Source organism: Roseomonas sp. 18066, from assembly GCF_902706185.1.
Lineage (GTDB): Bacteria > Pseudomonadota > Alphaproteobacteria > Acetobacterales > Acetobacteraceae > Pseudoroseomonas.
The window spans coordinates 1-22,162 of the sequence record NZ_CACSJM010000111.1 but is presented as its reverse complement, the minus strand read 5'-3'; the positions used below and the strand labels follow the sequence as shown (position 1 = coordinate 22,162).

Below are 22,162 nucleotides of genomic sequence, written 5' to 3'. Positions count from 1 at the left end.
GGCCCACGAAGCCCGCATCCGGCGCCTCCAGCCCCTCGAGGCCCTCCGGCGCGGCAGCCTCGACCAGCCGCAGCCCGGGCACACCGAGCACCAGCGCGTTGCGCGCGGCGCGGGCGGCCCGGTCGGGCTTCGGCTCCAGCCCGATCGCCCGCATCGACGGATGCCGCAGCAGCCATTCGATCGCGACCGAGCCGCTGCCGCAGCCGATATCCCACAGCAGCTCGCCTTGCCGAGGGGCCAGCGCCGCCAGCGTCACCGCCCGCACCTCCCGCTTGGTGATCTGCCCGTCGTGTTCAAAAAACTCTTCCGGCAGCCCCGTGGCCAGCGGCAGCACGGAGGCCCCTGGCCCCGCCACCACCTCCAGCGCCACCAGGTTCAGCGCGTCGGGCGCGGCGTCGAAGCGTTCGGCGACACCCTCCCAACGCTTCTCCCGCGGCCCCCCCATCGCATCCAGCACCACCATTCGCGACGGCCCGAAGCCCAGCCCGGTGACCATCGCGGCGACGGCCGCCGGCGTCGAAGCATCCGCCGACAGCGCCAGGATCCGCGCCCCCGGCTGCAGCAGCAGGCGCAGCGGATCCAGCGGCCGGCCGCAGAAGGAAATCGTCGAGCACTCCTGCAGCGCCCAACCCAGCCGCCCAGCCGCCAGCGCAAAAGCCGACGGCGCCGGAACTGACAAAAACTCGCCCGGCGCCAGGTGGCGGGACAGCGTCCCCCCCAGCCCGAAGCAGAAGGGATCGCCCGAGGCCAGCACCACGGTCGGCGCGCCCCGCCGCGCCAAGAGGGCGGAAAAACCTTCGGCCATGGGCGAGGGCCAGGCGGTGGTCGCCCCCCGGATCAGCGGCGCCGCCAGCGCGAGCTGCCGCGCCGCGCCGAAGACATGCGGCGCGGCGCGCAGCAGGCGGGCGGCCAGCGGGGACAGGCCCTCGACGCCGTCCTCGCCGATGCCCAGGATGGTCAGCCAAGGTTTGGTCATCGCGGGGGTCAATGCGGGTTCTGCTGCTGGGAGGAACGACCGAAGGCGCGGCTCTGGCCCGTGCCCTGGCCGATGATGCGCGCTTTCAGGCGACCCTGTCGCTGGCCGGCGTCACCCGCGCGCCCCGGCCGCAGCCGCTGCCCACCCGTATCGGCGGCTTCGGCGGCGTCGAGGGTCTCGCCGCCTATCTGCGGGACGAGCGCATCGAGGCGCTGCTCGACGCCACCCATCCCTTCGCCGCGCAGATGACCCGCAACGCCGCGGCGGCTGCGGGGGGCCTGCCGCTGCTGCGCCTCGACCGCCCGGCCTGGCGCGCGCAGCCCGGCGACGATTGGCACGAATTCCCGGACATGCCGGCCCTGGTGGAATCCCTGGGCGAGACGCCGCGACGGATTTTCCTGACCATCGGCCGCAAGGAGCTGGCGCCCTTCCAGGCCGCGCCCTGGCACCATTATGTCGTCCGCAGCGTCGACCCGCCGCCGCCCGGGCTGCTGCCACCCCATGCCACCCTGATCACCGCGACCGGCCCCTTCGCCCTCGACGACGAGCTCGCCTTGCTGCGCGGGCACCGCATCGCGCTCGTCGCCACCAAGAATTCCGGCGGTGCCGCGACGGAGGCCAAGCTGCAGGCCGCGCGGCGCCTCGGCCTGCCGATGCGGCTGCTGGCGCGGCCCTTGCCACCGCCGGGCCTGGCCGTCGTCCACGACGTCGCCGCCGCCCTGGCCTGGCTTCACGACCTGGCCGAGCGGGGGGCGTAGAGCCAGGGCCGCTCGCCCGCGCCACGCGCGATCAGCCGGCTGGCGGCGCTGCCCACCAGCACCAGCGTGCGCATGTCGGCGCTGTCGGGGTCGGCTTCCGCCAGCGTGGTGAGGACCAGCTTTTCCTCGGGGCGCGACACCGCGGTGGCGAAGGCGACCGGCGCTGTCCCGGGCAGGATTTTCTTCAGCAGCTCGAAGGCCCGCCCCAACTGCCAGGGGCGTGCTTTCGAGATCGGGTTGTACAGCGCGATGACGAAGCCCGCCCCCGCCGCCGCCGCCAGCCGCTGTTCCACCACGTCCCAGGGCTTCAGGTTGTCCGACAGGGAAATCGCGCAGAAGTCGTGGCCGAGCGGCGCCCCGAGGCGGGCGGCGGCGGCGAACATCGCCGAAATCCCCGGCAGCACGGCGATGTCGAGGGCGCGCCATTCTGCCGGCCCGGCCTCCACCGCCTCGAAGATGGCGCTGGCCATGGCGAAGACGCCGGCATCGCCGGAGGAGACCACGGCGACCCGCGCCCCTTCCTCGGCCAGGAACAGGGCGTGGCGGGCGCGGTCCAGCTCCTGGCGGTTGTCGGTCTCGTGCCGGCGCTGGCCGGGGCGCGCCTTCACCCGGCCTACATAAGGGCCGTAGCCCAGGATGTCGGTGGCTTCCGCCAGCGCGGCCTCGGCCTCCGGCGTGCGCAGCCCGGCGGCGCCCGGGCCCAACCCGATGACGCGCAGCCAGCCGGTCATCGCACGCCTCGCCGGCCGGGGATCAGCACCAGGGAGAAATAGGGCGCCGGGCTGTCGTCGCGCTCGGCGAGCAGCAGGATGATCTCGTCCGCCATGGTGCCGCGCTCGGCATAGACGGCGCCCTCGCCGCGGCCGCTGGCGGCGAGCGCCGCGCGCAGCTTCGGCAGGTTGCGGCCGAGCTTCATCACCACCGCGGCGTCGCAGCGCCCCAGCGCCGCCGTCAGTTCGCCTTCCGGCATCGTCGCCGGCAGCACCGACAAGGTGTCGTCGCCATGCACCATCGGCACCCCGGCGCGCGACCAGCAGCCGGCCATGGCGGTGATGCCCGGCGTCACTTCGACCGGGTGCGTCGCCCGCAGCCGGTCGAACAGATACATCGCCGAGCCATACAGGAAGGGATCGCCCTCGCAGAGCAGCGCCACGTCCTGGCCGGCGGTCAGCCGCGCGGCGACGGTGGCGGCGCAGTCGTCGTAGAAACGCGCCATGCCCTCGGCATAGCGCGGGTCCTCGACGGAGAGGTCGGTGGTGAAGGGATAGTCGAAGCGCAGCTCTTCCGCCGCCGGGTTCAGGTGGGGTGCGGCGATGCTGCGCGCATGGCCGGGGCGGCCGCGCTTGGCGAAGAAGGCGTAAGCCGGCGTTGTGCCCAGCAGGCGGGCGGCGCGGAGCGTCACCAGCTCCGGATCGCCCGGGCCGACGCCCAGGATATGCAGCGTGCCGCTCATTCCTTCTCCTGCGCCAGGGCGTTGATGGCGGCGACCGCCATGGCGCTGCCGCCCAGCCGGCCTTCGACGATCATCCAGGGGATGCGGTTGTCGGCCGCCAGCGCCTGCTTGGATTCGGCGGCCCCCACGAAGCCCACCGGCAGCCCGATGACGGCCGCCGGCGGCGGCGCCCCCGCATCGAGCAGCTCCAGCAGGTGAAAAAGCGCGGTCGGCGCATTGCCGATGGCCACCACCGCGCCGCCCATCCTGTCGCCCCACAGATCCATGGCGGCGGCGGAGCGGGTGTTGCCGATCGCCTTGGCGTGCTCGGGCACCCCCGGCGCGTCCAGCGTGCACAGGATTTCGTTGGCGGCGGGCAGGCGCGGGCGGGTGATGCCCTGGGCCACCATCTTGGCGTCGCAGAGGATGGGGGCGCCACGGCGCAGCGCCGCCTCGGCCGCGGCCACGAAGCCCGGGTGGAAGCGGATGTGGCGCGCCACCTCGACCTGGCCGCAGGCATGGATGACGCGGACGGCGACCCGCGCCTCGGCGGCCGAGAAGCCCGACAGGTCGGCCTCCGCCCGGATGGTGGCGAAAGATTTTTCGTAAATTGCCGCGCCGTCGCGGATGTAGTCGTAGGTCATCGCTGGTCCAGCTCCGCCGCCGCTTCGGCCAGGGTCATTCCCTGGCGCAGCGGCGGGTCGCCGGCGCGGCCCTGGCGGATCAGCGCATAGCGCCCCGCCTGGCCGACCAGCACCGCCGCGGCAGCCGCGGGATGGGCGCAGCCTTTGGCGCAACCCGAGAGATGCAGCAAGCCCGGCGGCGGCCGATACCCCTGGGCCAGCAGGATCGCGGCATCCTGGCGGGTGGGCGCCTGGCCGCTGGCGCAGCCATGGACGCCCGGGCAGGCGACGACGCGGCGCCACGGGTTGTCCTCGGTCGTCACCCAGTCGCCGGGCAGGCCGGCAGCGATGGCGGCGCGGTCGGCGACGCCGGCGATCAGCAGGGAGCGGGTGGGGGCGATGCGGATCCAGCCATCGCCGTGCTTTTCTGTCAGTTCCGCCAGGGTGGCCAGGTCGCGCGGCGCCAGCACGCCGAAGCGCGGCGCCATGCCGAAAGCGTTGTGCAACGGCCCCAGCAGGGCGCGCGGCGGGCCGGGGGGCGCGGGGTCGGGGTGCGGCACCATCCCGGCGGCGGCCAGCAGGGCGGTGGCGCCGTGTTCCGCCACGGCATCGCGCATGCGCTTGTGGCCGCTGGCCGCGAAGTTCTGGACCAGCGCGGCGACGGTGGCCGGGGTGACGGGCGCCACAACCCCGCCGGAAGCCAGGCGGCAGAGGGCGCCGTCCCCCAGCGTCACCCGGATATCCGATTCCGGCCCGGGCTGCTCCGGCGTGTCCAGGGTGATGCCGAACTTCGCCGCCAGCCCGGATGCGCCCCGCAGCATGGCTTCCAGCGCCGCGATCCAACCGCGATCCTCGACCGGTAGCGGCGGGGCGCAAAGGTTGCGCCGCGCCTCTTCCGCCGGATCGGGCCAGGCGAGGCCCGCCGCCAGCAGCGCCTGCGCCACCGGCTCCAGCTGGGGCTCGGCCAGGCCGCGCAGCTGCAGATTGCCGCGGTTGGTCAGCTCGATGGCCGCCGGGGCGAGCGCCGCGATCCGTCGCGCCTGACTGGCAGAAATCCGTGCAGAAAAGGGCCGGACCCGCAGCAGATGCCCGTCGCCCGAGGCCATCGGCGCGAAGAGGCTCGGGCACCAGCCCTTCACCGCGCTCATCCCGCCACGACGTCGTTGCGGCGGGGATGCCACAGCCGCCGCTCCCGCGCCTCGTCGAAGCGTTTCTGCAGCGCCGCCAGCGCCGCCGGATTTTCCCGCGCCAGGAAGTCGCGGGTCTCGGCATCGCCCAGCGTGGCGTCGAAAAGCAGGTCGAACTGGCGGTCGAAGCGCTGGCCCAGCGTCGCGGCGAAACCGTGCAGCGCCTCGATCGAGCGCGCGATCTCGGCGGCGCCGCGATAGCCGTGGCGCCGCATCCCCGCGATCCAGGCCGGGTTGGCGGCGCGGCCGCGGATGGTGCGGGCGATTTCTTCTTCCACCCGCCGCAGGATTGGCCTGTCGGGGGTCGCCGTGTCGGCGTGGTACAGCACCGGGGCGCCGCCCAGCATCGCCGCGGCGGCGGCGAAGCCACCGGCATGGGCGGCGTAGTCCGGGCTGTCGAGCAGGTCGAGCTCGGCATGGTCCTGGGCATGCAGGAAGGCATCCGCCGCCGCCACGCGATCGGCCAGCGCCGCCGGCGCCGCGGTCTCCAGCCCCTGGCCGAAGGCGGTGGAAGACCCTTCCAGCCAGGCGCGGCCGAGCGCGTCCCGATCCTGCCAGCGGCCGGTGGCGATCCGGTCCTCGAGGCCCGTGCCGTAGCTGCCCGGGGCGGCGCCGAAGATGCGGGCGGTGGCCAGGCGCCGCGCCATGCCTTCCAGCCCGCGCGCGGCCTCGGCCAGCGGGTTCCATTCGGGGGATTCGTCGCGGGCGGCGATGGCGCGGACGGCCTCGTCGAACAGGGCGATCTGCGCCGGGAAAGCGTCGCGAAAGAGACCAGAAATACGAAGCGTGACGTCGATGCGCGGCCGGTCGAGCTCGGCCAGCGGCAGGATCTCGATGCCGGTGACCCGGCCCGAGGCCTCGTCCCAGACCGGCTTGGCGCCCAGCAGCAGCAAGGCCAGCGCCAGTTCTTCCCCGCCCGTGCGCAAGGTCGCGCTGCCCCAGAGGTCGATCACCATCCGCCGCGGCCAGTCGCCCTGCTCCTGCCGGTGGCGGCGCAGCAGCTCCTCCGCTGCCTTGCCGGCCAGCACCAGCGCGGCCCGCGTCGGCACGCCGCGCGGATCGATGGCATAGAGGTTGCGCCCGGTCGGCAGCACGTCGGCGCGGCCGCGGCTGGGGGCGCCGGCGGGGCCCGGGGCGACGAAGCGCCCGTCCAGCCCGGCGAGCAGGGCGTCGCGCTCGGCATCCGGGCTGGCGAACAGAGAAAAACGGTCGAAGCCCGGGGCGCCGGTGGCGATGGTCTGTTCCAGCAGCGCCGCGCGGTCGGGGTCGGGGGCGCGGCCGAAGACATGCAGCCCGTCGCGGATCTGCATTTCCTTCACGTCGCAGAGCCAGGCGTCGAGCCGGGCGAGGGTTTCTTCCTCGGGCAGGTCGCGCGGGATTTTCCCTTCCTCGAGCAGCCCGGCGGCGGCGGCGCGCTCCAGGATGTCGCGGCGAAGCAGAGAGGTCCGGCGGCGGTCGAGGCCGTCAGCGGCGGCGTAGTCGTCGATCAGCCGCTCCAGCTCGGACGCCGCGCCATGGCTGCCGGCGGCGCGGAGCGGCGGCGTCAGATGGCCGATGGTCACAGCACCCAGGCGGCGCTTGGCCATGGCGGCCTCGCCCGGGTTGTTGACGATGAACGGGTAGAGCATCGGCAGCCCGCCCAGCAGCACCTGCGGCGCGCAGTTTTCTGAGAGTGCCGTCGCCTTGCCCGGCAGCCATTCCAGCGTGCCATGGGTGCCGAGATGCACCAGGGCATCGGCATTCCCGCGCAGCCACAGATAGAAGGCCAGAAAGCCGTGGCGCGGGGGCGTGTCGGGGTCGTGGTAGCCGGCGCTGCGATCCAGCGCGCTGCCGCGATCCGGCTGCACGGCGATGATCGTTTTCCCGATCCGCAGATGCCGCTGCGTGAAGTTCTTGTCGACCAGCGCAGGATCGTCGGCGGGGGCGCCCCAGGCGGCGGTCACCGCCTGCCGCAGCGGCGCCGGCAATTCCGCAAAGCGCCTTTCGTAATCGGCGAGCGACAGGAAGGGTTTTGGCGCGCCTTCCGTCAGCGGCGCCGACAGGTTTGCCGGCAGCGGAGCATCGCCGAGATCGTAGCCGGCGTCGCGCAAGTCGGTGAGCAGCGCAAAAAGGCTGGCGAAGGAATCGAGGCCGACGGCATGCCCGGCCTGCCCGCCCACCGCGGGATAGTCGGACAGCAGCACCGCCACCCGACGCGCGCCGCGCGGCAGGCCGGAAAGCCGCGCCCAGCCCGCCGCGCGATCGGCGGCCAGCGCCACGCCGCCGGCATCCGGCTGCGACAGCTGCGGGAAATAGCCGAGGCCGTCGATCTCGGCGGCGGGGGCCTTGAAGCCGATGGCGGCGGTCAGCAGCCGGCCATCGAGCTCCGGCAGCACCACCTGCATCGCCAGGTCGGTCTGCGACAGCCCGCGGGTCGAGCCCTGCCACAAGGCCCGTGGCGAGGAAGACAGCAGCAATTGCAGCACCGGCGCGCCGGCGGCCTCCAGCGGCGAGACGCCGTTCTGCCGCGCGGAGAAGCCGGTGGCGTTCAGCACCACGTGGGGCTTCCACCCCGCCAGCCGGTCGGCCACGAAGGCAGCGCAGAAGGCATCCTTCAGGCTGGCGGCGAAGATCCCGCGCACCCGCAGCCCCCGCGCCCGCAGCGCCTCGGCCAGCGCCAGGACGGGCGCGATGTCGCCGGCCAGCAGATGCGAGCGATAGAACAGCAGGACCGCGTCGGGGGCGGCATCTTCGGCGCCGAGGCCATCCTCGCCCGCCATCGGCAGCGGGGCAGGGGTGGCGCCGTCATCCGGGCCGAGCCCCGCCGCATGCAGCGCCAGCCGCAGCGCTGCCGCGACATTCTCCGGGCCGCCCGCGGAGAACAGCCCGTCCAGCCGGGCGAGCACGGCTTCCGGCATGGTGGAGAGGGAAGAAAGCCGCGGATCGGCGCGGCCATCGCCGGGCAGCAAGGCCAGCGGAATGCCCTCGCGCCGGGCGAGGGCGGCCAGTTCCTCCGCGCCGTAGCGCCAGTAGTCGAGGCCCCCCAACAGCCGCACCACGATGCAGCGGCTTTCTGTCAGCGTCGCCTCGGCATAGAGGTCGACCGACATGGGATGCGCCAGCTTCGCCAGGTTGGCCAGGCGCAGGCTCGGCCGGGGCGCGGAAAACCCCTGCCAGGCCACCGCTGCCGCGCCGAGGTCGCTGTCGGCAAAGGACAGAAAAACAAGGTCGGCCGGGGCCTGGCCGAGCTCGACCGCGCCCTCGACCTCGTCCAGCCCCCGTCTTTCCCGAACCACCAAGTGCATTGTTTTGTCCTGGCCGCCCGCCTCGATGGGCGGGCGGATGTCAGCCCATCTTAGCCCAGAATCATCTTGGCGATGGCCTCGCGGTCCATCTTCGTCTCGCCGATGACGACCAGGTGGCCTTCGCGGTTGTCGACCCAGTCGGTGTCGTAGCTGTGGCGGAAGCGGCGGCCGACGCCCTGCACCGCCAGCCGGGCCTTCTTGCCTGTGATGCGGACGAAGCCTTTCAACCGCAGAATGTCATGCGCCTCGGCCGCCGCCTGGAGGCGCGCCAGCAGCGCCTCGGGCGACGAAAATTCGGGCATCACCAGCAGCATGGAGTCGAAGTCGTCATGCTCATGTGCGCCATCCTCGGCATCGTGGTGCGAGGGGCGGGCGGCCAGGTCGTCCTCGGCGCGGGCGTCGATGCCGAGCAGGACCGAGGGCTCCAGCGCGCCTTCCCGGGTCGCCACCACCTTCACGGCGCGGGGCAGCTGGGTGGCGATCTGGGCGCGCAGCGTGGTCAGCGCGGCCTCGTCCAGCAGGTCGGCCTTGTTCACCACCACCAGGTCGGCGGCGTTCAGCTGGTCCTCGTAGACCTCGGCCAGCGGGTTGTCGTGGTCGAGCGACGGGTCCTCGGCCCGCTGCGCCTCGACGGCGGCGGGGTCGTCGGCGAAGCGGCCCTCGGCCACCGCCGGGCCGTCGACCACGGTGACCACGCCGTCGACGGTGACGCGGGAGCGGATGCCGGGCCAGTTGAAGGCCTTGATCAGCGGCTTGGGCAAGGCGAGGCCGGAGGTCTCGATCAGGATATGCTCGGGCGGGTTGGGCCGGTCGATCAGCGCCTGGATGGTCGGGATGAAGTCCTCGGCGACGGTGCAGCAGAGGCAGCCATTCGCCAGCTCGACGATGTTCTCCTCCTCGCAGCCGGGGATGCCGCAATTCTTCAGCGTGTCGCCATCGATGCCGAGGCTGCCGAACTCGTTGACGATGATGGCGATGCGGCGGCCGCCGGCATGCTGCATCAGGTGGCGCACAAGCGTGGTCTTCCCGGCGCCGAGGAAGCCGGTGACGATGGTGGCCGGGATCTTCTGCAGGTCGCTCATGCGGCGGGGTCCTTCTCGGGCGTCAGCTGGGGCGGGGGCGTGAGGTCGGGCAGCCGCGCGATCACGGCGCGGCGGAGCGATGAGGGCCGGCGGGAGGGCAGCAGCGCCCCCGTGGCATGGGCGGCATAGGCGCTGGCATAGGTCAGCAGGTCGTCGACCGTGTCGCGGGTCAGGTCGCCCAGCAGATAGGTCCATTTGCCGGGGGCCGCGATGGCGGCGGTGCAGCCGCGGTCGCAGGACGCCATGCAGGCGACGCCCCGCAGCGCGACGGGCGGCGCCGGATGGGCGGCCAGCGCCGCGGCGAGCGCGTCGTGCAGCAGGCGGCCGGCGGGGATGTCGCCCTCGGCCAGCGGCTGGCCCTGGCGGCAGCTGGTGCAGACGGTGAGGGTCGGGAGGTCAGCCATGCGCGGCGCCGCCGCGCAGCCGGGCCGGCGTCAGATGCCGAGCCAGAGCCCCGGCTGGTCCGGCCGCTGGCAGCCCAGCGGCGGCACATTGGCGCCGGGGAAGCTGGCGCGCAGCCGGCCGCAGCCCCAGTCGCGCAGCGGCCCGGGCATATAGCCGTTCAGCGCCGTGCCGACCTCGTCGTAGGGGCTGTGATCGTTGGTGACATAGGCATACCAGCGCCCGCCGCCGGCCAGCGTCAGCGCGGCCAGCAAAATCACCGCGAATCGCATGCTTCCGCCCATCTCGCTCGACACCCTCCACCCGGGGCGGAAATGCCCATGCACCAGCTTGGGTTGCCGGGATGTTGCGCAAGATGAAAAAAATTCCTGAACGGACGGTCAAGCCAAGGGCCTCGGTCGCGGCGGCCCGATCGGGCCGGATGAGGCGCATCGACCGCCCGGGCCCTGACGACCCGGGTCGACATGCCAGGAATCGCACCCGGCATCCCGCTGCCGCCCCGAGGCACCCCGCCCGGTGGCACGATCCGCTGGTGATGGCAGGTCTCCTGGCTCGCGGATCGAACGCGCTGGGCCGGCCTTCCCGGGGTGTGACCCCCAGTGGCATGTCGGCCCGGCACTTTCCGCACACAGTTGCGGGGGCAGCCGCGGATTGCAGGGGTCGCCCCCTGGGAACCGCGTTCCCTTTTCACCTTCCCTTCGGAAGGACCATCACCCGCTGTCCTAGGCGGCGGCGGCCCCGGGTGTCAAACGCCCCGCCGCCGGGGCTGGCCCGCGGCGCGCGGCGGGACCGGTCTAGGAAATGGTTAACAATTATTCGCCTATGGTCCGCCGCCAGAAAAAAGACGACGCGAAAGCATCCACAGCAGATGTCCAGACAAAAAGTGACCCCGACCGGTCGGGAAGCCCCGCTGGGCGAGGAAGAACTGATCGTCACCAAGACGGATCCCAAGGGACGCATCCTCTACGCCAACGACGTCTTCATGCGTGTTTCCAAATATACGCCGCGCGAGGTGATCGGCGCGCCGCACAGCCTGGTGCGCCACCCGGACATGCCGCGCTGCGTCTTCAACCTGTTCTGGGACACGCTGCTGAAGGGCGAGGAGTTTTTCGGCTATGTGCTGAACCTGGCCTCGGATGGCGACCACTACTGGGTCTTCGCCCATGCGACGCCGACCCGCGACGCCCGCGGCACCGTCACCGGCTACCATTCCAACCGCCGCAAGCCGGACCCGGCGCAGGTGGCGCGGATCACGCCGGTCTACCAGCAGCTGCTGCGCGCCGAGGCCGCGGCCGCCGACCGCAAGCAGGGCATGCAGCAGGGTGGCGCCGCGCTGCGGCAGCTGCTGACCCAGCAGGGGGTAAGCTATGAGCGCTTCGTCTTCTCTCTCTGATCCCCGCCTGCCGCTGGGGGTGACCGCGCTCGGCGCCGCCGCGACGCTGGCCGGCCTGGCGCTCGGCGAGACCGGCTGGGCCGTGCTGGCCCCGGCGGCGCTGACGCTCGCCGCCACCGGCTGGACCGGGATCGCGCTGGCCCGCCAGCAGGCCGCCATGCTGCGCGCCGCCCTGGTCTGCGAGGCCGCCGCCAAGGGCGAGCTCGAGGCCCGCATCCTGGCGCTGCCCGGCCCGGGCCCGCTCGGCCGGCTGCAGGGCGCGGTCAATGCCATGCTGGACATCACCGACGCCTTCGTCCGCGAATCCGCCGGCGCCATGCGTGCCGCCACCTCCGGCCGCTATTACCGGAAGGTGCTGCTGCGCGGGTTGCCGGGCAGCTTCCGCGCCGCCGCCCGCGACCTCAATGCCGGCGCCAGCCAGATGGAGGCCAAGGCGGCCGAGTTCGGCGCCTTCGCCGACGGCTTCGAGCGCGGCGTCGGCGGCGTCATCGCCAATGTCGCGACGGCCGCGACCGCGCTGCGCGGCAATGCCGAGGCCATGTCCGGCACCGCCGAGCAGACCAGCGCCCGCGCCGAGGCCGCCGCCGCCGCCACCCACCAGGCCGAGGCCAGCTCGCAGAACGTGGCGGTCGCCGCCCGCCAGCTGTCCTCCTCGGTCTCCGAGATCACCCGCCAGGTCGGCCGCGCCTCGCAGATCGCCCGCTCGGCGGTGGGCGCGGTGGAGCAGACCAACGGCACGGTGGCCGGCCTGAACGGCGCCGCCCAGCAGGTCGGCGAGGTGGTGCAGCTGATCAACGGCATCGCCGCCCAGACCAACCTGCTGGCGCTGAACGCCACCATCGAGGCCGCCCGCGCCGGCGAGGCGGGCAAGGGCTTCGCTGTCGTCGCCGGCGAGGTGAAGAGCCTGGCCAACCAGACGGCGCGCGCCACCGACCAGATCACCCAGCAGATCGGCGCCATGCAGCAGGCCCTGGCCGAGGCGATCCAGGCGATCGACCATATCGGCGAGACGGTGCGCGAGACCGACGAGGTCGCCACCGCCATCGCCGCCGCGGTGGAGCAGCAGAGCGCCGCGACCGCCGAGATCGCCCGCAGCGTCCAGCAATCGGCCGAAGGCACGGCGGAGGTGGCCCGCAACATCGAGGCCGTCCGCCTGGCCGCCAGCCAGACCGACCGGGCGGCGACCTCGATGCGGGACTCGGCGGTGGGGCTGTCGGGCGAGGCGGAACGGCTCAGCGCCGAGGTGGGGGACTTCATGGGGCGGGCGCGCAAGGCCGTCTGACCGGCGCGCGCCGGGGCGGGCTGGCTTCCGGCCCCGCCCCCCTCCGCCAGGAGAGGTCGCGCCATCGCCCATCCCGCTCTATCATGCCCGGCGACAGAGCCTGTGACCGGAGCCGGAAGACCGATGGCCGAAATGCTGCGTGCGCCCGAGCGCGACCGACTGATCGCCTATCTCGAGCGGCATCTGCTGCGCAGCCTGCCGTTGGACGGGCGCGAGGTCGCCGCGCTGCGCGAGACGCATGTCCCCTTCGCCACCTCCGAATGGTGCTGGACCGCCGACACCGCCGCCGCGGTCGAGCTGCTGGCCCAGCCGTCGCTCCGCTCGCGCTGGGGCAAGCTGTCCGACCGGCTGACCGAGCTGCTGCTGGCCATGGGCCAGGGCCCGCTGCTGCTGCGCCGCGTCGCGGCCCCGGAATGCCGCATCGTCCAGGCCGATCCGCGCGACGTCCTGGTGGTCACCGCCACGCACCAGTTCTCCGGCGACCTGTCGAAGGGCATCCTGCGCCAGAGCGTGCGCGACGCGCCGAACGGCCGGGCCGTCCACTACACCGGCCATCTGGTCGAGTTCCGCATCGGCCGCCAGCGCTTCTGCCTCGATGTCGAGGAGGCGATCGCCGAGTTCGGCGTGCAGCCGCAGCCCGGCGGCGCCCTGCTGTTCCACGAGAGCGTGCTGAAGGCCGAGGTCGGGCTGCTGCGCAAGGCGACCAAGGTGGTCGGGCGGCTGCGCTATGAGTATCGCGTCACCGCCGGCGACCCGCGGCTGCAGGCCAGCGTGACCTTGCGCGCCGAGCCCGGCGTGCAGCTGACCCATATCCGCCTGACCACCGCGGTCGACGAGCTGTCGGGCGACCCGCGCCGGCCCTTCTCGCAGATCCAGGTCACCGCCGGCGGCCAGTCCCGCGCCGCGCCGCTGGGCGCCGAGCCGCTGGCGACCCTGCAGAAGGGCGCCACCGAGCTGGTCAGCCTGATCGAGGAGAACACCCCCGGCGCCGCGCTCGGCCTGCATATCGCGCCCGCCACGCCGGCCACCGTCTACAGCGTCAAGGCCCAGGCCCGCGACGGCCGGCTGCACTGGCTGCTGCTGCGCCATGCCTGCGACAGCCTGGGCGGCGGCGCCCAGTTCCAGGCGGTCGAGCAGCGCCTGCTGACGGCCGGCAGCGCTGCCCTCGGCCTGCCCGCCTATGCCGAGATCCTGCGCTCGCCGGAAAACCTGGCCGGCCGCGACCCGGGGCTCACCGCCGACCAGGGCGTGGCGCTGAACGCGGTGGCGACGCAGCTGCTGCATGCCGCGACGCGCGCCTATGACCCGCCGCTGCCCGAGCCGCGCCGCGCCGAGCTGCGCGCCTGGTACGACCGCCAGCTCGACCTGTTCTTCGCGTCGATCGGCGAGGGCTCGCCCGAGGGGCTGCGCGGCAGCCGCGTCTATCTCCGCAGCCTGGCCTTCGCCCTCGTCTCCCTGACCAGCCTGCACCGCGCCACCGGCGAGGAGCGCTACGGCGCCCGCCTGGCCCGCGGCCTCGACCTGCTGCTGACCCTGCAGCGCGCCGAGGAGGAAGGCGGCGCCTTCGCCGAGCCCGGCCAGGCCGCCTATCTGGACAACCACGCCGCCGCCCTGCTGGCGCTGGCCCGCATCAGCCTGCGCTGGCCCGATCCTAGGCTGCAGGGCGCCGTCGCCCGCGCCATCGCCGCCATCCGCGTCGGCCAGCAGGAGGTGCCGACCGATGCCGGGCTGCACGCGCTGGAGACGCCGCTGGTGCGCAGCCGCCGCGCCGATGGCCGCTGGGAGGAGGATGGCGGCTTCTGGTCCTTCAAGCTCGGCCTGCTGATGCGCGCCTGCAGCGCCGTCTCGCTGGCCCAGCAGCAGGGCGCGCTGGTGCTCGACAGCGCGACCCTGCAGGCGCTGCAGACCCTGCAGGAGGCCAGCTTCCGCGCCCTGCGCGGCCGGGTGAAGGAGGTCGACGGCACGCTCGAGGTCCGCACCAGCCCGCTGGCCGGCGAGGGCAATGCCGCCACCCAGCCCACCGTGCTGCTCGGCCTGACGGCGCCCGACGCCGCCACCCTGCGCCAGGCCGCCATCCCGGCCTGACCGCGCCGATGATGGCTGTCCCCCACCGCCGCGCTCCGGCGCGGCGTTCCTCCTGGCTCGCTTGCCTCGCGGCGATGCTGGCCTTGGGCGCCTGCGCGACGCCGCCGCCGCAAGCGACCGTCGCGCCCCCCGTCCCCTATCCGCCCAGCGCGCGCGAGCGGATGCTGCGCATCGCCGAGGCCGAATGGCGCGACTGGGGCGGCATCACCATTGACCTGCGCGCTCCCCGCCGCAGCCGCCCCAGCACCGCGCCCGGCCCGGAGAGCAATCTGGAAAACTTCCCCCGCGTGCTGGCCTATTGGCGCGCGGTCGACGACGGCGGCGCCATCGCCCGCAACCGCCGGCTCTATGCCGCGGCGCTCGGCGGCGCCTCGGTGGCGCTCTGGGGCGAGCCCGCCTGGTCGGCCGCCTTCATCAGCTATGTGCTGCGCAATGCCGGGGTCGACCAGCGGGAATTCCCGGGCTCGGCGGCGCATGCCTTCTATATCGACGGCATGCTGGCCGATGCGGCGGCCTTCCCCGCCACCGCCCCCTTCATCCCGCATGACTGGGACGGCTACGCGCCGCAGGTGGGCGACCTGGTCTGCGCCGACCGCTCCGACCGGCATCTCGCCCATTGGCAGGACCGCCGCGCCGAGACCGGCCAGTTCCGCCCGATGCATTGCGACATCGTCGTCCAGGCCGGCCCGGGCGAGGTCGCCGCCATCGGCGGCAATGTCGCCGACGCCGTCACCCTGTCCCGCTTCGCCGCCGACGCGTCCGGCCGCCTGTTGCCGCGGCAGCCCGGCGGGGCGCAATGGTTCGCCATCTTCGAGAATCGCCTGGGCCGCCTGCCCCCCTGGGGTGGCGCGCCGGCACGCATTTCATCATCCGGCTGGAGGCCTGCCTCGTGACCGACCTGTTCTCGCCCCTGACGCTGCGCGGCGCCACGCTGCGCAACCGCATCGGCGTCGCGCCGATGTGCCAGTATAGCTGCGGCCCCGACGGGGTGCCGACCGCCTGGCATCTCGGCCATCTCCACGCCCGCGCCATCGGCGGCGCCGGGCTGGTGATCGTCGAGGCCACCGCCGTCAGCCCCGAGGGCCGCATCACCCCGCGCGACGTCGGCCTGTGGAGCGACGCGCATATCCCCGCCCACAAGCAGCTGGCCGCGGTGATCGCCTCGGCCGGCGCGGTGCCGGGCGTGCAGATCGCCCATGCCGGCCGCAAGGCCAGCACCGCCGAGCCCTGGATCGGCGGCCTGGCCACCGAGCATGGCTGGCAGCCGGTCGGCCCCAGCGCCATCGGCTTCCCCGGCCTGCACGTGCCGACCGCGCTCAGCGAGGAAGGCATCGCCCAGGTCATCGCCGATTTCGCGGCCACCGCGAAGCGCGCGGTCGAGGCCGGCTACCGCTTCATCGAGATCCACGGCGCCCACGGCTACCTGCTGCACCAGTTCCTGTCGCCGCTGTCGAACCAGCGCAACGACGGCTGGGGCGGCGACTTCGCCGGCCGCACCCGCCTGGCGCGCGAGGTGGTCGCCGCCGTCCGCGCCGCCATCCCCGACGAGATCGCGCTGGGCATCCGCTTCTCCCACACCGACTGGACCGAAGGCGGCTGGACGACGGAAGAGACGGTCGAGCTGTCCCGCCAGGTCAAGGCGCTGGGCATCGACCTGATCGACGTCTCCTCCGGCGCGCTGGTGCCGGCGCAGATCCCGCTGGCCCCGGGCTACCAGGTGCCGGGCGCCGCCGCCGTCCGCGCCGGCGCTGACGTCGCCGTCGCCGCCGTCGGCCTGATCACCGACCCGGCCCATGCCCAGGAAATCCTGACCGAGGGCAAGGCCGACGTCATCCTGCTGGCCCGCGAGCTGCTGCGCGACCCCTACTGGCCGATGCACGCGGCCAAGGCGCTTGGCAGGCTGGACGCCATCCAGTCGCCGCCGCAATACGACCGGGCCTGGAGCATGCAAGGCAAGACCGGCGGCGTGGATATGCCGGTGGCGGCGACGCTGCCTGCCTTGGGGTAAGAAAGCAGGGCAAGGCGAGGGGAAGGAATTCCCCTCGACCCCTTCTTTTTTCCGCTCTGTTGGCCGTTTTGGGGCCAGCACTTGTTCTGCGGCGCGAGGGCGATAAGAGCGCTGCCTCGCAGGTCGCGCTGCGGCGGGGCCACGTCACGTGCTGTCCCCACCTGGACACGGCAGTCCGAAAGAAAAATGCCCCGCATTTCCATCACGGCCCGCCTCAGCATCGACGAGACCGAGCTGACCGAAAGCTTCGCCCGCGCCTCCGGCGCCGGCGGGCAGAACGTCAACAAGGTGGAGACCATGGTGCAGCTGCGCTTCGACGCCGCCAACTCGCCCAGCCTGCCCGACGACGTGCGCGCGCGCCTGATCCGCCTGGCCGGCCACCGCGCGACGCTGGCCGGCGAGATCATCATCACCGCCCAGCAGCACCGCACCCAGATCCGCAACCGCGAGGATGCGCTGGCCCGCATGGTCGAGCTGATCCGCGAGGCCGCCAAGCCGCCGCCGCCGAAGCGCCGCGCGACCAAGCCGACCCTGGGCTCGAAGAAGCGCCGCCTGGAAGGCAAGTCGCAGCGCGGCGAAACCAAGCGCATGCGCGGCAAGCCGGGCCAGGACTGAGGCCGGGCCCGCCTATCGCAGCAGCTGGTAGTCCACCGGATTGTCCGGGCACAGCCCGGCGCCGCATTCCAGCACGGTGGACACCCCGTTCCCCAGCACCAGCAGCGCGGCCAGCGCCAGCACCGCCATCCCCAGCGCCGGCAGCCCCAGCGAGGGCAGGCGGGACCGCGGCGCGCCGGCCTCGTCGAACTGCCGGTCGAACAGCAGCAGCAGCGCGCAGCCGGCGACGATGACGACGAACAGCAGCAGCGCCCAGCTATAAAGGTGCAGCCCCAGCAGCGTGCCGCCATAGCCCGCATCCCCCGGCGCGATATGCAGCAGCACCTGGCGGGCCGAGATGCCGCCGCCGATCAGGGCGGAGAGGATGGCGACGGCATAGTGGCTCGGCCGCGGGCCGCAGCGCAGGTTCAGCGCCAGGCCCAGGGCGACACCGGCGAAGCCGGCGCGCTGCAGGATGCAGAGCGGGCAGGGGATGTCGCCCTCGACGAATTGGGCCAGGAAGGCGGCGGCCAGCACGGCGCTGACCGCCAGCAGGCCCAGCCCGTTCAGCAGCCGGCAGGTGGGCGCGGTGATCATGGCGCCGCGCTCAGAAGGACAGGGCCAGGCTGTCGGTCGCATGCGACCGGAACAGCAGCAGCAGCCCCAGCATCGAGACCAGCCACAGCCCGATGGCGGCCAGCCGGCGCTCTGCCCAGGCCAGGCAGAAGGCGGCGAAAAGACCAAAGAAAGGAAGGCTCATCATCAGCGGGGCGCTCCGGCGGTGCGGCGCGCAGTCTAGCCCATAGCCGGGCTCTATCGTCCCTATCGACGGCATCGTCTGGCCGGCAGGGACCGGTTCGCGGATACTGGCCCCCAGCGAAAGGGGTTTTTCCGATGATCCGAGCTCTCTCCCTCCTGGCGGCCGGTGGCCTGGCGATGCTGGCGGCGGCGCCGGCCCGGGCGCAGGCGCCGCAGGACTGCTTGGCCGCAGGCCTGCTGCGGATCGACAGTATCCAGCGCAGCCAGCAGCGCCAGGGCGGCAACCCGAATGTCGAGGAGGTCACCTTCGGCTTCGTCAACGTCGCCGGCCGCCCGGTCACGGTGACCGCCGCCTTCGCCGGCCCGCGGGTGACCAACAGCCTGGTCTTCGGCCGCAACTGGCAGCTGTCGAACGGCCAGCGCCAGCTGGTGATGGTGGGCAGCGTGCAGCGCCCGACCACCGACAACGACGCGCGCGCCGCCCTGAAGCTGACCTGCGTCTGAGGAGATCAGGCGGCGACGGGGCCCAGGATCTCGTCCACGGTGCCGTCGCCGATGATGCGCCCGGCTTCCAGCTTGATCACCCGGGTGCACCAGCGGCGGACGACGTTCATGTCATGCGTCGCGATCACCAGGATATCGGCGCCGGTGACCAGGTGGGTCAGGCGCTCTTCCGCCTTCAGCATGAAGTCGGCGTCGCCGGCCAGGAACCACTCGTCCATCAGCAGGATCTGCGGCGTGATGGCGGTGGCGATGGCGAAGGACAGCCGCACCTGCATGCCGGCGGAATAGCCGCGGGTCGGCATGTCGAGGAACTCGCCGAGATTGGCGAAGGCCGCGGCATCCGCCTCCAGCGAGGCGATCTGCGCCTCGTCCATGCCGCGATACAGGCCACGCAGCCGGATATTCTCCCGCCCCGTGCTGTCGGAATCGATGCCGGCGGAGGGGTCGATCAGCGAGCCGACCTCGCCATGCACCTCGAGCTGCCCGGCCACCGGCTCATAGATGCCGGCCAGCGTCCGCAGCAGCGTGGTCTTGCCGGCGCCATTGGTGCCGATCAGCGCCACGCGCTCGCCGCGGCTGATCTCGAAGGTCAGCTCGGACAGGGCGGAGACGACGACCCGGTTGGATTCGTCGGTCTTCAGCCGGATCGCGGCCTTGGCCAGCAGCCGCTTCTTCAGGCTGCGGGCGGCCAGGTGGTAGAGCGGGAACTCGATGCGGAGGCCGCGGGCGGAAATGCTTGCCAAGGCTCAGACCCAGAACGCCACGCGGTTGCGGAAGCGGATGAAGAAGACCAGCGCCACGACCAGCAGCACGCTGCTGTAGCCGATCGCCGCCAGCCAGGTGAGCAGCGAGCCGCCGCCCTCGATCAACGGGCCGCGGACCATTTCCAGCATGGTGTAGAAGGGGTTCAGCGGCAGCCAGACGGCGTTTTCCTTCAGCAGCTCCGGCTTCCAGATCACCGGGGTGAGGAAGAAGGCCATCTGCATCAGGTTGGTCACGATCGGCCCGATGTCGCGGAAGCGGGCGCAGATCATGCCGAGGAAGATCGACACCGCCAGCGCATTGACCGCCAGCACCGCCAGGCCCGGGATCAGCAGCAGCACCTCCGGCCCCGGCCAATGGCCGACGAGGGCGAAGACCACCAGGATCAGCGGCAGGGTATGGGCGGCGTTCAGCCCGTTGCGGAAGACGCAGCGCAGCGCGTGGGTGGTCAGCGGCAGCCGCAGCTGGCGGATCACCCCGTCGGCGCTGGACAGGCAGGTGGCGGCATCCGCCACCATCGCCGCCAGCACGTTCCAGACGATCAGGCTGGTGACCAGGTGCGGCAGGTAGCTGCGCAGGTCCATCTGGAACAGCTGCGAGTAGAGCAGGCCGAGGCCCAGCACCATCGCCGCCATCGACAGCGTCACCCAGAAGGGGCCGATGACCGATCCGCGGTAGCGGTTGCGCAGGTCGAGGCGCGCCAGCGCCCAGGCCAGGCGCCAGCTGGAGAAGCCGGCGCCCAGGTCGGCCAGGGCGCGGCCGCGGCGGTCCGGGTTCTCGGCGTCGATATGATAGGTGGGGAGGACCGCTTGCTGCATGGCGGCGGGTCTATACACCGGTTTTCGCGATGCTTGCCAGGGCGAGGGTTCTTTCGATGCGCGGGGCAGGCCCCCGCCGCGGAACGATCGCCGCCGGCCATCGGCCGGCGGCGATCGGAAACAGCTACTTGGTGCCGCCGTAGGCGCCGCCATAGCTGGCGGGGGGCGCATAGGCGACGGGCGGCGGGCCGCCGGCGGCGCGGCTGATGCGGGTGCGGTCGCCGCGGCTGATGACCACGCGCTCGTTCGGCTGCAGTCCTTCCTCGTTGGTCTGCACCACCGAGATGTCGCCGCCCTGGTCCTCGCGGATGAAGAACTCGACGGCCGTGGTGCCGCTGACGCCGCGGCCGATGGCATTGCCGGCCAGGCCGCCGACCAGCGCGCCGCCGAGGCCGGCCAGGGCGTTGGAGCGCCAGTCGCCGCCGATGAAGCTGCCGGCGACGCCGCCGGCCACCGCGCCGGCCGCGGTGCCGATGCCGGCGCCGTTGCCCTGCACCTCGACCGGGCGCATGCCGATGATGGTGCCGTAGGACACCGAGGCCGCCCGGCCCAGCGTCGCGCTGTTATAGGTGCTGCCGGTATATTGCGGGGCGCAGGCTGCCAGCGTGCCCCCCACCAGCAGCAAGGCGAGGCCGGCGCGAAGGCCGCGGGAGAGACGAGAAGGCGCGGGCATGGCGATGTCCCTTGTTGTCACTGCGAATCAGGTGTCGCTGCGAGTCGCTTGGTGGCGCGTCGGAACGCGCGGCGGAAGCCGGTGGATCCGGCGGCGGGCGCGGAAGATAGCCCGCGGCCGCTGCCGCTCCCAGGCCGGCCGCGATCACGCTCTGTCATGCTGCCCTCCGTCCGGACCGGCGCGGCGGGCGGCAGCGAGTAAACGTGATCGGCCACCGCCCGTTGCGGCCCGCCCTGATCATGGGGGACGCCTGGGGCCCGGCGCCAGGGGGCCGCGGGGGCGCCGCGCCGGGAATTACACATCGAGACAAAGCGGTGCCGGGCAGGCCATCGGGCAGGCCGCCGGGCCGCCCGCCCTGTCATCAGGCTTGCGCCAATTGGCTGTTTCCTTTAGCGGTTTAGCAGCAGATGTTCTGCTGAAACTTAAACCCGGTGCAATTCCGGAGTCGGCGGCGTGGGGGCGCGGCCGGTTCCAGCCTGTGGAATGGCATCGGACAGACGGGGAATTGGGGATGACTCCGTGCCAGAACGGTCGGATGACGCCGGGGGGGCGCATCCGTTTGGCCGCGACGCTGTCGATGGTGGCGCTGCTTGCCGCCTGCGGCACCAGCAGCCAGCAGGCCCGGCCGACCGCCACCGCCGCGGCCCAGGCCGCCGCCTATCCGCAGCCTTCCAGCTATGATCCGCCGGGGCCGTCCAGCGACCCCTGGGGACCCTATATCCGCGAGGCCTCGCGCCGCTTCGACATTCCGGAGCGCTGGGTCCGCGAGGTCATGCGCCAGGAATCCGGCGGCCGCGTCGCCGCGCGCAGCCCGGTCGGCGCCATGGGCCTGATGCAGGTCATGCCCGGCACCTATGCCGAGCTGCGGGGCCGCTACGGCCTGGGCGACGACCCCTACCATCCGTGGAACAGCGTGATGGCCGGCACCGCCTATGTGCGGGAAATGTACGAGCTCTATGGCAGCCCGGGCTTCCTGGCCGCCTACAATGCCGGCCCGCGCCGCCTGGAGGACTACCTCTGGAACGGCCGCGGCCTGCCCGCCGAGACCCGCAACTACGTCGCCCGCATCGGCCCGCGCATCATCGACGCGCATCCCGACCGCCGCGCGGCGCCGGAGGTCTATGCGGCGGCCGAGATCCCGCTGAACATCCCGGCCGGCCCGCGCCGCGGCGACACCGCCACGATGCTGGCGCTGCGCGACCAGCGCAACGCGACCGACCCGGGCATCCGCGTGGCCAGCCTGCCGGCCGGCCCCGTGGTCCGCATGGAGCCGATCCCGGACGGCTCGACCTATGCCGCCGCCGCCCCCGTCCAGGTCGCCAGCCTCGACCCGGCCGCCGGCAGCAACGTGGTCCGCATGGAGCCGATCCCGGACGGCTCGACCTATGCCGGCAGCACCTATGCGAGCAGCCCGGCGCCGGTCGCCGAGCCGGCCCCGATGCCAGTCGCCATGCCGGCCGCCATGCCGCTGGCCAGCCCGCCGCCGCCGCCGCCGACCAGCCTGGCCTATGTCTGTCTCTTATACACCTCTGACGCTGCC

The 22,162-nt window shown here is 72.9% G+C and carries 22 protein-coding genes and 1 riboswitch; of the genes, 8 read left to right on the top strand and 14 right to left on the bottom strand.

All coding sequences use genetic code 11. The features are described 5' to 3' along the window. The coding region (cbiE, locus tag GVN67_RS20495; RefSeq protein ID WP_159999189.1) for a precorrin-6y C5,15-methyltransferase (decarboxylating) subunit CbiE at nt 1-976 on the bottom strand (976 nt) is incomplete at its 3' end. An 11-nt stretch (nt 977-987) separates the two neighbouring features. Here cbiE and GVN67_RS20490 point away from each other — a divergent pair. Then, on the top strand, nt 988-1,734 hold the full coding sequence (locus GVN67_RS20490) for a cobalt-precorrin-6A reductase (protein ID WP_159999188.1): 747 nt from the start codon (nt 988-990) through the stop codon (nt 1,732-1,734). Here the strand turns inward: GVN67_RS20490 and cobJ are convergent. The 8 genes from cobJ to GVN67_RS20450 are packed head-to-tail and all read right to left on the bottom strand — an operon-like array spanning nt 1,707 to nt 10,016. Then, nucleotides 1,707-2,465: a precorrin-3B C(17)-methyltransferase gene (gene cobJ / locus GVN67_RS20485; protein ID WP_159999187.1), complete on the bottom strand. Its 759-nt coding sequence runs from the start codon at nt 2,463-2,465 to the stop codon at nt 1,707-1,709. The genes GVN67_RS20490 and cobJ overlap by 28 nt on opposite strands. Next, the gene (locus GVN67_RS20480) at nt 2,462-3,187 is read right to left on the bottom strand and encodes a precorrin-2 C(20)-methyltransferase (RefSeq protein ID WP_159999186.1); all 726 of its coding nucleotides are present in this window, start codon (nt 3,185-3,187) and stop codon (nt 2,462-2,464) included. Before GVN67_RS20480 ends, cobJ begins: the two co-directional genes overlap by 4 nt. Beyond that, nucleotides 3,184-3,810 carry a precorrin-8X methylmutase gene (locus tag GVN67_RS20475; RefSeq protein WP_159999185.1) on the bottom strand — a complete coding sequence of 209 codons (627 nt, stop codon included), beginning with the start codon at nt 3,808-3,810 and terminating at the stop codon, nt 3,184-3,186. The genes GVN67_RS20480 and GVN67_RS20475 overlap by 4 nt, the downstream gene beginning before the upstream one ends. Then, nucleotides 3,807-4,937: a hypothetical protein gene (locus GVN67_RS20470; RefSeq protein WP_159999184.1), complete on the bottom strand. Its 1,131-nt coding sequence runs from the start codon at nt 4,935-4,937 to the stop codon at nt 3,807-3,809. Before GVN67_RS20470 ends, GVN67_RS20475 begins: the two co-directional genes overlap by 4 nt. Further along, nucleotides 4,934-8,260 (bottom strand): cobaltochelatase subunit CobN, encoded by a 3,327-nt coding sequence (cobN, locus tag GVN67_RS20465; RefSeq protein WP_159999183.1) that lies wholly within the window; start codon nt 8,258-8,260, stop codon nt 4,934-4,936. The genes GVN67_RS20470 and cobN overlap by 4 nt, the downstream gene beginning before the upstream one ends. Before the next feature lie 50 nt (nt 8,261-8,310). Next, nucleotides 8,311-9,342, bottom strand: a complete 1,032-nt coding sequence (gene cobW, locus GVN67_RS20460; RefSeq protein ID WP_159999182.1) for a cobalamin biosynthesis protein CobW — start codon at nt 9,340-9,342, stop codon at nt 8,311-8,313. Next, nucleotides 9,339-9,746 carry a DUF1636 domain-containing protein gene (locus tag GVN67_RS20455; RefSeq protein WP_159999181.1) on the bottom strand — a complete coding sequence of 136 codons (408 nt, stop codon included), beginning with the start codon at nt 9,744-9,746 and terminating at the stop codon, nt 9,339-9,341. Before GVN67_RS20455 ends, cobW begins: the two co-directional genes overlap by 4 nt. 30 nt (nt 9,747-9,776) lie before the next feature. Continuing rightward, nucleotides 9,777-10,016, bottom strand: a complete 240-nt coding sequence (locus GVN67_RS20450; protein ID WP_235035398.1) for a hypothetical protein — start codon at nt 10,014-10,016, stop codon at nt 9,777-9,779. A 247-nt stretch (nt 10,017-10,263) separates the two neighbouring features. Then, a riboswitch (cobalamin riboswitch) is annotated at nt 10,264-10,471 on the bottom strand. A 141-nt stretch (nt 10,472-10,612) separates the two neighbouring features. On the opposite strand from GVN67_RS20450, the gene GVN67_RS20445 reads away from it, so the two are divergent. From GVN67_RS20445 to arfB, 6 genes are all read left to right on the top strand, one after another. After that, nucleotides 10,613-11,137: a PAS domain-containing protein gene (locus GVN67_RS20445; RefSeq protein ID WP_159999179.1), complete on the top strand. Its 525-nt coding sequence runs from the start codon at nt 10,613-10,615 to the stop codon at nt 11,135-11,137. Next, entirely contained in the window at nt 11,112-12,419 is a 1,308-nt protein-coding gene (locus GVN67_RS20440; protein WP_159999178.1) for a methyl-accepting chemotaxis protein, read from the top strand. The genes GVN67_RS20445 and GVN67_RS20440 overlap by 26 nt, the downstream gene beginning before the upstream one ends. Before the next feature lie 123 nt (nt 12,420-12,542). Next, entirely contained in the window at nt 12,543-14,504 is a 1,962-nt protein-coding gene (locus GVN67_RS20435) for a hypothetical protein (protein WP_159999177.1), read from the top strand. A gap of 74 nt (nt 14,505-14,578) precedes the next feature. Further along, nucleotides 14,579-15,397 carry a DUF2272 domain-containing protein gene (locus tag GVN67_RS20430; RefSeq protein WP_159999176.1) on the top strand — a complete coding sequence of 273 codons (819 nt, stop codon included), beginning with the start codon at nt 14,579-14,581 and terminating at the stop codon, nt 15,395-15,397. Continuing rightward, nucleotides 15,394-16,512 carry an NADH:flavin oxidoreductase/NADH oxidase gene (locus tag GVN67_RS20425; RefSeq protein WP_200845326.1) on the top strand — a complete coding sequence of 373 codons (1,119 nt, stop codon included), beginning with the start codon at nt 15,394-15,396 and terminating at the stop codon, nt 16,510-16,512. The genes GVN67_RS20430 and GVN67_RS20425 overlap by 4 nt, the downstream gene beginning before the upstream one ends. 186 nt (nt 16,513-16,698) lie before the next feature. Beyond that, nucleotides 16,699-17,127: an alternative ribosome rescue aminoacyl-tRNA hydrolase ArfB gene (gene arfB, locus GVN67_RS20420; protein ID WP_159999174.1), complete on the top strand. Its 429-nt coding sequence runs from the start codon at nt 16,699-16,701 to the stop codon at nt 17,125-17,127. A 12-nt stretch (nt 17,128-17,139) separates the two neighbouring features. Here the strand turns inward: arfB and GVN67_RS20415 are convergent, their stop codons facing one another. Then, a complete protein-coding gene (locus GVN67_RS20415; RefSeq protein WP_159999173.1) occupies nt 17,140-17,703 on the bottom strand; it encodes a disulfide bond formation protein B in 564 nt (187 codons plus the stop codon). A gap of 10 nt (nt 17,704-17,713) precedes the next feature. Beyond that, nucleotides 17,714-17,869 carry a DUF5993 family protein gene (locus GVN67_RS29770; RefSeq protein ID WP_200845325.1) on the bottom strand — a complete coding sequence of 52 codons (156 nt, stop codon included), beginning with the start codon at nt 17,867-17,869 and terminating at the stop codon, nt 17,714-17,716. A 131-nt stretch (nt 17,870-18,000) separates the two neighbouring features. Between GVN67_RS29770 and GVN67_RS20410 the strand changes: the two genes are divergently transcribed. After that, nucleotides 18,001-18,369: a hypothetical protein gene (locus GVN67_RS20410; RefSeq protein ID WP_159999172.1), complete on the top strand. Its 369-nt coding sequence runs from the start codon at nt 18,001-18,003 to the stop codon at nt 18,367-18,369. A 5-nt stretch (nt 18,370-18,374) separates the two neighbouring features. Here the strand turns inward: GVN67_RS20410 and GVN67_RS20405 are convergent, their stop codons facing one another. The 3 genes from GVN67_RS20405 to GVN67_RS20395 form a co-directional block, all read right to left on the bottom strand. Next, nucleotides 18,375-19,112 (bottom strand): ABC transporter ATP-binding protein, encoded by a 738-nt coding sequence (locus GVN67_RS20405; protein ID WP_159999171.1) that lies wholly within the window; start codon nt 19,110-19,112, stop codon nt 18,375-18,377. A gap of 3 nt (nt 19,113-19,115) precedes the next feature. After that, nucleotides 19,116-19,949: an ABC transporter permease gene (locus GVN67_RS20400; protein WP_159999170.1), complete on the bottom strand. Its 834-nt coding sequence runs from the start codon at nt 19,947-19,949 to the stop codon at nt 19,116-19,118. A 124-nt stretch (nt 19,950-20,073) separates the two neighbouring features. Then, a complete protein-coding gene (locus GVN67_RS20395) occupies nt 20,074-20,622 on the bottom strand; it encodes a glycine zipper 2TM domain-containing protein (RefSeq protein ID WP_235035397.1) in 549 nt (182 codons plus the stop codon). Nucleotides 20,623-22,162 lie beyond the last annotated feature (1,540 nt).

What these genes read in the sequence shown, in the direction of transcription:
- GVN67_RS20440 (WP_159999178.1), top strand. Translation starts at nt 11,112, where the DNA reads ATGAGCGCTTCGTCTTCTCTCTCTGATCCCCGCCTGCCGCTGGGGGTG.
- GVN67_RS20450 (WP_235035398.1), bottom strand. Translation starts at nt 10,016, where the DNA reads ATGCGATTCGCGGTGATTTTGCTGGCCGCGCTGACGCTGGCCGGCGGC.
- GVN67_RS20490 (WP_159999188.1), top strand. Translation starts at nt 988, where the DNA reads ATGCGGGTTCTGCTGCTGGGAGGAACGACCGAAGGCGCGGCTCTGGCC.
- GVN67_RS20400 (WP_159999170.1), bottom strand. Translation starts at nt 19,949, where the DNA reads ATGCAGCAAGCGGTCCTCCCCACCTATCATATCGACGCCGAGAACCCG.
- GVN67_RS20445 (WP_159999179.1), top strand. Translation starts at nt 10,613, where the DNA reads ATGTCCAGACAAAAAGTGACCCCGACCGGTCGGGAAGCCCCGCTGGGC.
- GVN67_RS20395 (WP_235035397.1), bottom strand. Translation starts at nt 20,622, where the DNA reads ATGCCCGCGCCTTCTCGTCTCTCCCGCGGCCTTCGCGCCGGCCTCGCC.
- GVN67_RS20430 (WP_159999176.1), top strand. Translation starts at nt 14,579, where the DNA reads ATGCTGGCCTTGGGCGCCTGCGCGACGCCGCCGCCGCAAGCGACCGTC.
- GVN67_RS20480 (WP_159999186.1), bottom strand. Translation starts at nt 3,187, where the DNA reads ATGAGCGGCACGCTGCATATCCTGGGCGTCGGCCCGGGCGATCCGGAG.
- cobN (WP_159999183.1), bottom strand. Translation starts at nt 8,260, where the DNA reads ATGCACTTGGTGGTTCGGGAAAGACGGGGGCTGGACGAGGTCGAGGGC.
- arfB (WP_159999174.1), top strand. Translation starts at nt 16,699, where the DNA reads ATGCCCCGCATTTCCATCACGGCCCGCCTCAGCATCGACGAGACCGAG.
- GVN67_RS20475 (WP_159999185.1), bottom strand. Translation starts at nt 3,810, where the DNA reads ATGACCTACGACTACATCCGCGACGGCGCGGCAATTTACGAAAAATCT.
- cobJ (WP_159999187.1), bottom strand. Translation starts at nt 2,465, where the DNA reads ATGACCGGCTGGCTGCGCGTCATCGGGTTGGGCCCGGGCGCCGCCGGG.
- GVN67_RS20410 (WP_159999172.1), top strand. Translation starts at nt 18,001, where the DNA reads ATGATCCGAGCTCTCTCCCTCCTGGCGGCCGGTGGCCTGGCGATGCTG.
- GVN67_RS20470 (WP_159999184.1), bottom strand. Translation starts at nt 4,937, where the DNA reads ATGAGCGCGGTGAAGGGCTGGTGCCCGAGCCTCTTCGCGCCGATGGCC.
- GVN67_RS20415 (WP_159999173.1), bottom strand. Translation starts at nt 17,703, where the DNA reads ATGATCACCGCGCCCACCTGCCGGCTGCTGAACGGGCTGGGCCTGCTG.
- GVN67_RS20435 (WP_159999177.1), top strand. Translation starts at nt 12,543, where the DNA reads ATGGCCGAAATGCTGCGTGCGCCCGAGCGCGACCGACTGATCGCCTAT.
- cobW (WP_159999182.1), bottom strand. Translation starts at nt 9,342, where the DNA reads ATGAGCGACCTGCAGAAGATCCCGGCCACCATCGTCACCGGCTTCCTC.
- GVN67_RS20455 (WP_159999181.1), bottom strand. Translation starts at nt 9,746, where the DNA reads ATGGCTGACCTCCCGACCCTCACCGTCTGCACCAGCTGCCGCCAGGGC.
- GVN67_RS29770 (WP_200845325.1), bottom strand. Translation starts at nt 17,869, where the DNA reads ATGATGAGCCTTCCTTTCTTTGGTCTTTTCGCCGCCTTCTGCCTGGCC.